This window comes from Nocardiopsis tropica (assembly GCF_042660575.1).
Lineage (GTDB): Bacteria > Actinomycetota > Actinomycetes > Streptosporangiales > Streptosporangiaceae > Nocardiopsis > Nocardiopsis tropica.
Window position 1 is genome coordinate 189,444 of the sequence record NZ_JBHSUF010000014.1, and the last position, 10,436, is coordinate 199,879.

Below are 10,436 nucleotides of genomic sequence, written 5' to 3' on the forward strand. Positions count from 1 at the left end.
ACCGCATGGCCGCCGCGTGGCCGAAACGGCCCGATCGCCGCCGGGTCGGTGTCCGGTACCGGCGGTGGTGTCGAGTTTTCCGGGCGACCGGGCGACCGGGCGACCGGGGACGGTACCGCACCGGCGGCCGGGCCCGCCCGGGGAGTCCCCGGACGGGCCCGGTGGCGCCGACGGGCTTGGGGTCAGCAGCGGTAGGTGGTGCCGTTGGCGGCCCTGCCCCAGTTGCAGGAGCTGATGGACCCGCTCGAGGAGTTGTTGTCCGCGCTTCCGGGCCTCTTCAGGCGCAGGTCGGGGCTGCGGCCGGTGGCGTCGTTGGGCAGCACGTGGCGGGCGTAGCCGCGGTAGACCTGGTGGTTGCCGCTCGCGTCGCGGCGGTTGGTGCCGCTGCCGGTGCGCACGTAGGCCACCGCTCCCGCGGGCAGGTTGTAGGAGGGCAGGACCCGGCCGTAGGTGTTGCTGGTGATGTCGGGGACGTACCCCCTCAGGTTCACCGTCTTGGTGCTGGTGTTCTTGATGACGAAGTACTCGCCGTTGAGGTTGCTCTTGGTGTCCGTGCCCGCCGCGTTGGCGCGCACGTGGGTCACCGTCAGCGCCCCGGTCGAGGAGGCGGCCTGCGCGGGGGCCGACAGCAGGGACAGTGCGGTGACGGCTGCCGCGGCGATGGCGGTGACGCGCGAGGCGGGTCGTGGCATGGGCGCTCCAGGGGTGAGTGCTTGTCGGAAGCGTCATCCTGGCAGGCCACAGGACCTGGATGAGATGTTTTCGCAGGCTATGGCCAGGTTTGGCCAGCATGTACACCTACCCGGCCGTACGGCGTCGCGGAGGGGCGTCGCTGCGCGGCGGGCCGTGCCGGACCCGTCCGGCGGCGTCCGGGAGAAACGCCGCGGTCCCCTTCAGCCCACCCTCTCCACCCGGGTCGCACCGGCGGTGAGAGGGGCGCCGTCCTGGCCCCGGGGGCGGAGCTCGGCGAGCGGACGCCCCTCGGCGTCGGTGAGGCGCGAACGGGGCTCGCCGTCGGCGAAGGCGTGGCGCTCCCCCCACTGCCTCAGCGCCACCACGACGGTGAACAGGTCCCTTCCGGCCCCGGTCAGCTCGTAGACGTGTCGTCCGCCGCTGGGACTGGTGACCAGGACGCCGTGGTCGACGAGCTTGCGGAGCCGGTCGCTGAGGATGTTGCGGGCGATGCCGAGCCGCCGGCGGAACTCGGTGAAGGACGCCGGGCCCTCCATCGCGTCGCGGACGATGAGCAGGCTCCACCGGTCGCCGACGAGGTCGACCGTTCGGGCGACCGGGCACGTGGGATCGGTCCAGCCACGGCCGGTTTCCGCCTCCGCCATGGAAGCCCTCCTTTGCTGGTTGCACTTTGAAACCATTATGCCCTAGCCTCCAATGGTTGCATTTTGAAACCAAAGGAGTGGTGCGGTGACAGGGGTGACAAGTGCTCAGCGCATCGTCCTGGCGGTGGTGTGCGCCGTGGCGGTGTCCACCGTGTACGCGATCCAACCGGTCCTGGAAGCCGCGGGCGCCGACCTGGGGATGGCGCCCGCGTCACTCGGGCAGCTGGCCGCCGCAGGCCAGCTCGGCTACTTCGCGGGCCTGATCCTGCTGGTCCCCCTCGGCGACGTGGTGGACCGGCGGCGGCTCCTCACCCGGCTCCTGGCACTTGTCGCCGCGGGCGCCGGGACCACGGCCGTCGCCCCCAACGGCGCGGTGGCGACGGCGGGGCTGGCGACCGCCGGCTTCTTCGCGGTCGCGGTCCAGGTCGCCGTGGCCCATGTCGCCTCCGTCTCCGCGCCCGGCGAACGGGGACGCAACATCGGCGCGGTCACGTCGGGGGTGGTGGTCGGCATCCTCGGGGTCCGCGTCCTGGCGGGCGCACTGGGCGACACGGTGGGCTGGCGCGCCGTCTACCTCGTGCTCGCGCTGCTGTGCGCCGTGCTCGCCGCGGCCGTGCGCGCGGGCCTGCACCCGGACCCCCGCACCTCCCCCGAGCCGTACGCGCGGGCGGTCGGCGCGATGGCGCGGCTGGCCGTCACCGACCGCCTGCTCCTCGGCCGGGGTCTCATCGCCTTCTTCCTCTTCGCGTCCTTCGGCACCCTCTGGAGCGGGCTCGCCCTCCCGCTCGGCGCCGAACCGTGGTCGTTCGGCACCACGGCGATCGGCCTCTTCGGGCTGGCGGGCCTCGCCGGGGCCCTCGGTGCCTCCCGGGCGGGGAGATGGGCCGACGGCGGCCGCGCCCAGCCGATCAGCGGGTGGTCCCTCGTGCTGCTGGTCGCCTCCTGGGCCCTCACCGCCCGGACGGAGCCGACCCTGTGGCCCCTCGTCGCCGGGATCGTCCTGCTGGACTTCGCCGTCCAGGCCGTCCACGTCGGCAACCAGCACCTGCTGACCTCGGCGCACGCGGACCGCGCCAGTGCCGTCATCGGCGCCTACATGGCCTTCTACTCCCTGGGCTCCGCCCTGGGAGCCGTCACCTCCGCCTGGGCGTACACCACCTGGGGCTGGTGGGCCTCCTGCCTGTTCGGCGCCTCCTACGCCCTGGCCGGCCTCCTCGCGTGGGCACGCGCGCGACCCGGCGCGACCGCCCGACCCGGCGGTGCGGCCCGCCGGGCACGGGGATGACGCGGCCGGCCGCGCCCGGCCGCGTTCGCGCGAGCGGCCGCCTGCGGCTCCGGGCCGAGCTCAGCCCTCGCGCAGGCGGGCCAGCGCGGGGATCATCCGCTCCCCGATGTCGTCGGGGCCGGGGAACACGCGGGTGACGGACCGCTGGTGCGCGAGCCCGTGCAGGCCGAGCCACAGCGCGTAGGAGTCGGCGCCGGGATCGGTGCTCGTGGAGAGTCCGGCCTCGGCGCACGCGGCCAGGACACCGGACAGGATCCGCAGGTTGGAGTCGCCGAGCGCCACGAGGTCCTCCTCGGTGACCGCGGTGTCGGCGAGCGTGGGCATCCACAGGCCGCCGAACATGGTGCGGTACCGCTCGGGGTGCACGCGGGAGAAGTCGAGGTAGGCGTGGCACACGGCGTACAGGCGCGCCCGGGGGTCCTCCCCCGCCCCCTCCAGTGCCGCGCGCAGCGCCGCTTCGAGCTCGCCGAAGGCCCGCCTGACCACGGCCAGCATGATGGAGGGCTGGTCGGAGAAGTGCGGGTAGATGGAGGGCGCGGCGATCCCGACGCGGCGCGCGATGGAGCGCAGGGTGATGGTGCGCTCGTCGCCCGTCTCGTCGAGCAGGGCGACCGCCGCGTCGACGATGTCCTCGCGCAGGCGTCCGCCCTGGCCGCGGCGGTTGCGGGTGCGCGGAGCAGGTGTGTCCTTCGTGGCCTTCATGGTGTCACCTTACAGCTGTGAGTTTTTCCGGCGGCGACCTTGCACCACCAGGGTTACACGCGTAAGGTTACAGCCGTAACCCCACATGTTCCGGAGGAGCCCGCATGAACCCCGCCAGCGACGCCACCGTCACCGCCACCCAGATCCTCCTGCCGGGCAAGGTGGAGCCCGCCGGCCTGCAGGTGCGCACGCAGCGGCTGGCCGCTCCGGGCCCCGGCCGGGTCGTGCTCCGCATGGAGGCGACCGGGGTGTCGTTCGCCGAGCAGCAGATGCGCCGGGGCAAGTACTTCGACCAGCCCCCGTTCCCGTTCGTGCCCGGCTACGACGTCGTCGGCACCGTCACCGACGTCGGGCCCGGCGTGGACGCCGCACTCCTCGGAGGCAGGTTCGCCGCCGTCACGAAGACCGGCGCCTGGACCAGCCACCTGCACCTCGACGCCCTCGATCTCGTCCCCGTGCCGCAGGACGCGGACCCCGCGGCCGTCGAGACACTGCTCGTCAACGGCATCACCGCGTGGCAGATGCTGCACCGCACGGCCGCAGTGCCGCACGGCGGCACGGTCGTCGTCCTCGGCGCCAACGGCGGGGTCGGCACCACGCTGCTCCAGCTCGCCCGGCACTCCGGGATCACCGTGATCGGCACCGCCGCGCGGCGCCACCACGAGGCCGTGCGCGAGCTCGGCGCCACCCCCGTCGACTCCCGCGACGAGGGGATGTACGGCAAGATCCGTTCCCTGGCGCCCCACGGCGTGGACGCGGTGTTCGACCACGTCGGCGGCGAGGGCATCGTCCGGTCCTGGCGCCTGCTGCGGCGCGGCGGCACCCTCGTCTCCTACGGGACCGCCGCGACCAAGGACGTCGAGGGCGGCTCCCGGCTGCCCGTGCTCAAGCTCTTCGGCCGCCTCGGCGTGTGGAACGCGCTGCCCAACGGCCGCAGCGCCGGCTTCTACAACTTCTGGGCCGGGAGCCGCCGCGCCGACGCCTTCCGCGCCCGGCTGCGCGAGGACCTGACCCAGGTGCTCGGCCTGCTCACCGAAGGCGTCCTGACGCCGCAGGTCGGCGCCCGCATCCCCCTCTCGGACGCCGCGGCGGCGCTGGCCCTCGCCGAGTCCCGCACCGTCATCGGCAAGGTCGTGCTCGTCCCCGACGCGTAGGGGCCCTGCCCGCAAGGGGCCGGCTCGCGGCAGGGACGCGGGCGCCGCCCGGTGTCCGGGAGGCACATGCCGTCCAGGAGGCACGGCAGGGCCTCCCACGCCCCGGGGGCCGTCGCCCACCGTGGACGGACGGTAGGGACCCGTCCGGAGGGTGGGGGTCCCGCCGCGCGACCACGCGGACGAGGGGGCGCCGTGCGCGGCGTAGCGGTCCACCCGCCCGGCACCGGGCGCCGGGCGCCGGGGCCGCCGGGGCCGCCGAAACCTGTGGCGCCGCCGTCCGCCGTGCGGCAGACTCCCGGCATGATCGTCGTGCATCCCGTGGTGGAACTCCACTTCCGCGGCGGGTTCTCGCTGTGGCCCGTCGGCGAACCCACCACCTTCGACTTCCTGCGGCTGCACGGCGGGATGTCCCCCGTCGACATCGGTACGGCGGTGATGCTCATCGTCGCCTGCAACGACGTCGAAGGGTTGTTCCCCGGGAAGGGTCCTCCGCGCCCCGCGGAACCGCTCGACGGCTTCCTCCACCCCCTGTTCACGACGGACGAGCTCTTCGTGGCCGGCGGGATGCGCATCACCGACACCACGACCGGCGTCGCCCTGCTGCCCGGATGCTGCAGCGACCTCAACGAGTGGCGTGACTGGCTCGACTACCTCGACGGACACAGTCTTCGGCTCGACCTCGGCCACGACCCCTTCCCGCTCGTGGAGGTCTCGGGAGGAACCGTGCGCCTGACGCCCGACCAGGAACAGCGGGACAGCCCGGTCATCGAGACCTCCGCCGCCGGGCTCCGCCGGCTGGTGGCCGGCGCCGAGGAGGACCTGACCGGTTTCCTGCGGTCGGCCGGGGCATGGGCCGAACAGCACCTCCCCGGGCGTTCCGCGCGACTGACCGCCGCTCTCGGCCGCGCCCTGGACGTGGTTCCGCCCCAGGCGTCGTGACCCTCACCGCGCTCCCGCCTGTCGCACGCCGTCCCCTCGTGCGTCCACGAGACCGGTCCGCCCGGGACGGCCGCGGAGAGGGCCGGGCCCGCCGGGGCCGCCGTTTTCCGTGACCCCCGTCGGGGCAGGAGCCCCGTATGGAAGACGACCTGCCGAACGAAGGCCCTTCCGTCCCGGAGGTCTCGGTGACCGCCTGCCCGGACGGACCGCTGCTGCTGCGCGGCCCCTTCCGGCTGTTGGACGCGGAGGGCGCCCCCATCCCCAAGGGCCGCCGGACGGTGGCGCTGTGCCGCTGCGGTGCGTCATCCATCCGCCCCTTCTGCGACGGCACGCACAAGGAGATCGGGTTCACCGCCCCCGGCGGGGCGGAGGGAGAGCGTCCCCGCCCGGCTCCGCCTGAGCAGACGGGGTGAGTGGGCGGCGGTCGTGAGCCTCGAACCCGCGTAGGGAACACCTCTCCCCGTCAGCCAGGCGGCGAACGAGGGCCACGCGCACACCGCCCGTTCGAGGACCCAGAACGGCGCGCCCAGCGAGGCGCGCACCGGGAAGACGTCGCGTCCCCCCGCCCTCCTCCTGCCCGCTTCGGCGAGCAGGACGACGGCCCCGGCCCCGGCCGCCACGAGCCCGGGAGAGCGCAGGGCGGCGACGCCCGTGAGGGGCAGCAGTGACAGGAAGAGCGCCATGCGCGCGGGCTGGGCCGTGTCGTCGTACGCCTGGCGCGGCCTCTGCGACCAGAAACGGGACGCCCGGGGCGGCAGACGGCGAACGTACAGGCCGGTCGCCAGCACCTCGGTCCCTCCCGCGGCCCGGACCGTGCGCACCAGTTCGAGGTTCTCGAAGAGCGTGTTCCCGTCGTAGCCTCCGATGCCCAGCAGCGCCGACCGCCGCAGCCCGAAGGTCCCCGGATAGTCCTGGCCCACGGACCTGTTCAGCAGGGTGCGCCCGGTGTCCCACACCGCGTGCCAGGGCGCCGGGTCGAAGTAGTTCTGGGGTCTGACCAGGTGGGCGCCGTCCAGGAGCCGGGAGACGTGCCCCAGCGAGGGCTCGTCGTACCTCACGTCGTCGTCCGCGATCACGACCTTCTCGCGGGTCGCCGCCGTCACACCGGTGCGGATGCCCGCCACCTTGCCGTTCGCGCACGCGGCGGCCCGGTCCGGGGGGATGTGGCGCACCCCCGTTCCGCGCCAGAGTTCTGCGTGCCCGTCGAAGAGGGCCTTCGGGGAACCGTCGACGACGATCACCTCGTGGACCACGCCCGTGAGGAACCGCAGGTAGGCGGTCATGTCCTCCGCCTCCCCGTCGTCCTCCCACTTCAGCGGGACGACCACGCTGAGTTCGGCCGGGGTGCTCATGTGGCCGCGGCCTCCCGGGCGTCCGCCGACGACAGCGACGACTCCCCCGCCTGCCAGCGGCCCAGGACGTGCTCCGCCCACAGGCGGTCCAGGGTCAGGCAGGCGGCGGCGCCGAACAGCACGTCGGGCACCAGGTCGGGGTGGTCCGCCGCGAAGGAGCCGCACATGTCGCGGGCGGCGATCTGCTCGTGCGCGGCGTCGGCCTCCACGTGCTCGTCGAAGTAGCGGCGCACCTGGACCGCCACGCCCAGCCGCCGCAGCCCCAGGGAGAGGTCGCGGTTGGGGCCGGTCGAGGTCATCTCGAAGGCCGCCAGGTGTCCCAGGAGCGCTCCGCGCAGGCGCCGGTGGAGGCCGAGGAGCGACATCGTGTTGTTCAGGGCCAGCGTCACCGCGGGGACCGACTCCAGGTAGGCGCCGTAGGCGGTGTCCAGGCCGAGGCCGCGCATGGTGTTCCGGAAGAGCTCGGAGTGCATCCTTGCGGCCTGCCCCTGCCCGTACTCGTCGGCCTGGATCTCGATGAGTGCGGCCTTGGCCCTGCCCTGTACGCGCGGGATCGCCCAGGTGTGGGGGTCGGCCTCGCGCAGGTGGTACAGGGAGCGGTGCTTGACGAACTCCCGGTACTGCCCGAAGGTGGCGTGCCGCCGCATGAAGGCCGACAGGGGCGGCCCCCCGGCGGCACGGATCATCCCCGTGAGCCTGGTCGGCACCTCACACGGCAGCGTGTCCTCCTGTCCCTGCCACCCGTGGCCCAGGGTGGCCTCTCGCAGGGCGCGCTCCAGCTCGCCCTCCAGCTCCGCGCGCAGGGCGAGCAGGGCGGGGTTCCACTCCCACGTGCCGTCCACCCCCTCCAGATCCGAGTAGTGGAGCTGGTAGCAGGTGAACAGGGACAGTTGCAGGTCCTCGTCCTGGAGCGGGTCGGCGACCGCCGGCACGCCTCGGGGAAGCGTCGCCTCCCCCTCCAGGGGTGGACGGGTCAGGGAGAGGAGCAGTCGCTCACTCAGCGGGCCTCGGGGCTCGGGAAGGATCATGGGCGGCCTTTCACGGTTGGGGAGCGCTCTTCGCGGGGTCGGCGTCCGGGACGACCGGGGCCGGGCCGGGTACGCGCCGTGGGGCGCCGGCCCGGCCGCGCGGGGGGTGCGGACACCTGTCCCGCTGACGGCGCGGCGGTGCCCACACCCCTCTCCGGAGTCTCACTCCAGGGCGTCCTTGACCTTGTCGGCCAGGCCCTTGCCTCCCTTGGTGGCCTTGGAGGCCCCCTTCGCCGAGCCCTGGCCGCCGGGACCGGCGAAGGTCCCGTAGAGCTTGGGATCGGGCGGGGGCGCGGAGGCCGGTCCGCCGAGCGGGTCGGGCTGGTCCAGGTAGCGCAGTTCGTGCTCGCCGTCGGGGGCGGGCCGGGAGGCCCAGCGGCCCTGGGCGGCGGCCGTTCCGTCCGACAGGCCCCAGATGGTGTTGGCGTGCTCCTGGTTCTCCACGTCGAAGAGTGCGTTGGGGGCGATCTCGCCCTCCAGTCCGTCCTCCTGGAGCTCCTCGATGGCGGCCAGCCACATGTTCTGGTGGACGGTGTCCCGGGCGAGGTTGAACTGGAGCATCTCCTTGACCCCGGGGTCGTCGGTCATGTTGTACAGCCGCGCGGTCTGCAGTCTGCCCTGCGCCTCGGCGGCCACGTTGGCGCGGAAGTCCGCGAGCAGGTTCCCGCTGGCGACGATGTACTTGCCGTTCCACGGGGTGCCGGCGGAGTCCGTGGGCACGGCCCCGCCCCCGGCGATGATGGCCTGCTGCGGGTTCATCCCGCCCACGACGGCGGCGACGGCCGGATCCTTCACGGCCTCGGCGACGGTGTCCGCGGGCGCCCCCTCCAGCAGGCGTCCGACCATGGTCGCCAGCATCTCCACGTGGCCGATCTCCTCGGTCGCCACGTCCATGATGAGGTCCTTGTACTTGCCCTCCATCCGGCAGTTCCACCCCTGGAACAGGTATTGCATGGTGACGGTCATCTCGCCGTAGGCACCGCCGATGAGCTCCTGGAGCTTCATGGCGTACAGGGCGTCCGGGGCCTCGGGCTTGGCTTCGCACTGGAGGTGCTTGGTGTGTCGGAACATGCTCTGACCTGCCTCCTCGTCACCGTTCCGCTCAGGAACGTGCGACCCCACTACCCGGGGTCCGCCGATCGGACACTCCTGCCTGCACGGTTGCCGTTCCCCGCCTCCCCGGAAGGCGCGGAGGGTTGGAGGGGGCTCCCGGGCGGAGGGCCCGCCCGGAATCCGCACCCGCGCCGCCTTGGTCCCGCTCCGTCTCCCGAGGGGGCGGCGGGGCGCCCGGCAGCGTGAGCACACCCCTGGCAGCGCCCCTGCCAGGTAGAACTCCACACGGACGGGAACGGTGGTGGTGTGGAGAAGGTTTCGAGGAACCGACAACCGAGGAGCACCCATGCGAGCCGTCGTCATGCACGGTCCCGGGGACGTCCGCGTCGAGGACGTCGCGGACCCCGCGATCATCGAACCGACCGATGCCGTCATCCGCGTCACCGCCACCTGTGTCTGCGGGTCCGACCTGTGGCCCTACCGCGGCATCGAACAGCAGGACGGCCCCGCGCAGATGGGCCACGAGTACATCGGCGTCGTCGAGCAGGTCGGACCCGGTGTCCGCTACGTCGGGGCGGGCGACCTCGTCGTGGGCTCCTTCGTGGCCTGCGACAACACCTGCGAGATCTGCCGGTCCGGCTTCCAGTCCCGCTGCGTCCACCAGGTCATGATGGGCGCGATCGGCACGCAGGCCGAGTACGCCCGCATCCCCCTCGCCGACGGCACCCTCGTGAAGGTGCCCGGTGAGCCGACCCCCGAGCAGGCCCGCAGCCTCCTGGCCGCCTCCGACGTCCTCGGCACCGGCTGGTTCGGGGCGGTCGCCGCGGACGCCGGGCTCGGCAAGTCGGTCGCCGTGGTCGGCGACGGCGCGGTCGGGCTGCTCGCGGTCATGGCCGCCGAGCGCCTCGGCTCGGAGCGGATCATCGCCATGTCCCGCCACCCCGACCGGCAGGCGCTCGCCCGGCGGTTCGGCGCCACCGACATCGTCGAGGAGCGCGGCGCCGAGGGCGTCGCGAGGATCAGGGAGCTCACCGACGGGTACGGCGCGCACTCCACCGTCGAGGCCGTCGGCACCCAGGAGTCCATGGCGCAGGCCATCGGCGCCACCCGCCCCGGCGGGCACGTCGGCTACGTGGGCGTCTCGCACGGGGTCGAACTGGACGGCCTGGAGCTGTTCTTCGCCACGGTGAGCCTCCTCGGCGGCCCGGCCCCCGTGCGCCGGTTCCTTCCGGAGCTGGTCGACCTCATCATGAGCGGCCGGATCGACCCCGGCGTGGTCTTCGACCTCACCCTCCCGCTCGAGGAGGCCGCCGAGGGCTACCGGGCGATGGACGAGCGCCGCGCCACCAAGGCGCTCCTCACACCCTGACGGCCTGCCCGGGGCCCTCCCGCCACCGGACCGGAGGGCGCGCCGCCGCGCCGCCCCTCCGTCCCGAGGCCCGCGAACACACCGCCGGCGCGGACGTGCGCGATACACAGAACCGTGCGAGCGGCCGACTCGCCTTCACTTCATGTGAGTGGGGTGCTTTCGTCAACACCCTCCACCGCGTCAGCGAGTAGGCGTCTACAGGATGGGCTCACCGCCC

At 73.5% G+C, this 10,436-nt stretch carries 11 protein-coding genes and 1 pseudogene; 6 read left to right on the forward strand and 6 right to left on the reverse strand.

Annotated features, from left to right (window positions below; translation table 11 throughout):
* Positions 1-182: 182 nt before the first annotated feature.
* Complete coding sequence (locus ACFQBR_RS22950) at positions 183-692, reverse strand: lamin tail domain-containing protein (RefSeq protein WP_344180975.1); 510 nt, start codon at positions 690-692, stop codon at positions 183-185.
* 201 nt (positions 693-893) lie between these two features.
* Complete coding sequence (locus tag ACFQBR_RS22955) at positions 894-1,337, reverse strand: winged helix-turn-helix transcriptional regulator (protein ID WP_267945147.1); 444 nt, start codon at positions 1,335-1,337, stop codon at positions 894-896.
* An 85-nt stretch (positions 1,338-1,422) separates the two neighbouring features.
* Here ACFQBR_RS22955 and ACFQBR_RS22960 point away from each other — a divergent pair, with 85 nt between their 5' ends.
* Entirely contained in the window at positions 1,423-2,622 is a 1,200-nt protein-coding gene (locus tag ACFQBR_RS22960; protein WP_344180977.1) for an MFS transporter, read from the forward strand.
* A 60-nt stretch (positions 2,623-2,682) separates the two neighbouring features.
* Here ACFQBR_RS22960 and ACFQBR_RS22965 read toward each other — a convergent pair whose 3' ends face one another.
* Complete coding sequence (locus ACFQBR_RS22965; RefSeq protein ID WP_344180979.1) at positions 2,683-3,324, reverse strand: TetR/AcrR family transcriptional regulator; 642 nt, start codon at positions 3,322-3,324, stop codon at positions 2,683-2,685.
* Positions 3,325-3,428: 104 nt separating this feature from the next.
* Here ACFQBR_RS22965 and ACFQBR_RS22970 point away from each other — a divergent pair, with 104 nt between their 5' ends.
* The 3 genes from ACFQBR_RS22970 to ACFQBR_RS22980 all read left to right on the forward strand — a co-directional run bounded on the left by ACFQBR_RS22970 (position 3,429) and on the right by ACFQBR_RS22980 (position 5,830).
* On the forward strand, positions 3,429-4,478 hold the full coding sequence (locus ACFQBR_RS22970; RefSeq protein WP_344180981.1) for a medium chain dehydrogenase/reductase family protein: 1,050 nt from the start codon (positions 3,429-3,431) through the stop codon (positions 4,476-4,478).
* Positions 4,479-4,778: 300 nt separating this feature from the next.
* A complete protein-coding gene (locus ACFQBR_RS22975; protein WP_344180983.1) occupies positions 4,779-5,417 on the forward strand; it encodes a hypothetical protein in 639 nt (212 codons plus the stop codon).
* A gap of 137 nt (positions 5,418-5,554) precedes the next feature.
* Entirely contained in the window at positions 5,555-5,830 is a 276-nt protein-coding gene (locus ACFQBR_RS22980; protein ID WP_352985827.1) for a CDGSH iron-sulfur domain-containing protein, read from the forward strand.
* On the opposite strand, the gene ACFQBR_RS22985 is transcribed toward ACFQBR_RS22980, so the two are convergent.
* From ACFQBR_RS22985 to ACFQBR_RS22995, 3 genes are all read right to left on the reverse strand, one after another.
* On the reverse strand, positions 5,720-6,769 hold the full coding sequence (locus ACFQBR_RS22985; RefSeq protein ID WP_344180985.1) for a glycosyltransferase family 2 protein: 1,050 nt from the start codon (positions 6,767-6,769) through the stop codon (positions 5,720-5,722). The genes ACFQBR_RS22980 and ACFQBR_RS22985 overlap by 111 nt on opposite strands.
* On the reverse strand, positions 6,766-7,797 hold the full coding sequence (locus ACFQBR_RS22990) for an iron-containing redox enzyme family protein (RefSeq protein ID WP_344180987.1): 1,032 nt from the start codon (positions 7,795-7,797) through the stop codon (positions 6,766-6,768). Before ACFQBR_RS22990 ends, ACFQBR_RS22985 begins: the two co-directional genes overlap by 4 nt.
* A 162-nt stretch (positions 7,798-7,959) precedes the next feature.
* Positions 7,960-8,868, reverse strand: a complete 909-nt coding sequence (locus tag ACFQBR_RS22995) for a manganese catalase (RefSeq protein WP_344180989.1) — start codon at positions 8,866-8,868, stop codon at positions 7,960-7,962.
* Positions 8,869-9,196: 328 nt separating this feature from the next.
* Here ACFQBR_RS22995 and ACFQBR_RS23000 point away from each other — a divergent pair, with 328 nt between their 5' ends.
* Both ACFQBR_RS23000 and ACFQBR_RS23005 read left to right on the forward strand, forming a co-directional pair.
* The gene (locus tag ACFQBR_RS23000; protein WP_344180991.1) at positions 9,197-10,219 is read left to right on the forward strand and encodes a zinc-dependent alcohol dehydrogenase family protein; all 1,023 of its coding nucleotides are present in this window, start codon (positions 9,197-9,199) and stop codon (positions 10,217-10,219) included.
* Positions 10,220-10,284: 65 nt separating this feature from the next.
* Positions 10,285-10,410 (forward strand): annotated as a pseudogene (locus ACFQBR_RS23005) (DUF397 domain-containing protein); the annotation flags it as partial.
* Between the last annotated feature and the right edge of the window lie 26 nt (positions 10,411-10,436).

Excerpts from the sequence above, each read along its gene's own strand:
- ACFQBR_RS22990 (WP_344180987.1), bottom strand. The coding sequence starts at position 7,797 with ATGATCCTTCCCGAGCCCCGAGGCCCGCTGAGTGAGCGACTGCTCCTC.
- ACFQBR_RS22975 (WP_344180983.1), top strand. The coding sequence starts at position 4,779 with ATGATCGTCGTGCATCCCGTGGTGGAACTCCACTTCCGCGGCGGGTTC.
- ACFQBR_RS22955 (WP_267945147.1), bottom strand. The coding sequence starts at position 1,337 with ATGGCGGAGGCGGAAACCGGCCGTGGCTGGACCGATCCCACGTGCCCG.
- ACFQBR_RS22985 (WP_344180985.1), bottom strand. The coding sequence starts at position 6,769 with ATGAGCACCCCGGCCGAACTCAGCGTGGTCGTCCCGCTGAAGTGGGAG.
- ACFQBR_RS22970 (WP_344180981.1), top strand. The coding sequence starts at position 3,429 with ATGAACCCCGCCAGCGACGCCACCGTCACCGCCACCCAGATCCTCCTG.
- ACFQBR_RS22950 (WP_344180975.1), bottom strand. The coding sequence starts at position 692 with ATGCCACGACCCGCCTCGCGCGTCACCGCCATCGCCGCGGCAGCCGTC.
- ACFQBR_RS22995 (WP_344180989.1), bottom strand. The coding sequence starts at position 8,868 with ATGTTCCGACACACCAAGCACCTCCAGTGCGAAGCCAAGCCCGAGGCC.
- ACFQBR_RS23000 (WP_344180991.1), top strand. The coding sequence starts at position 9,197 with ATGCGAGCCGTCGTCATGCACGGTCCCGGGGACGTCCGCGTCGAGGAC.
- ACFQBR_RS22965 (WP_344180979.1), bottom strand. The coding sequence starts at position 3,324 with ATGAAGGCCACGAAGGACACACCTGCTCCGCGCACCCGCAACCGCCGC.
- ACFQBR_RS22980 (WP_352985827.1), top strand. The coding sequence starts at position 5,555 with ATGGAAGACGACCTGCCGAACGAAGGCCCTTCCGTCCCGGAGGTCTCG.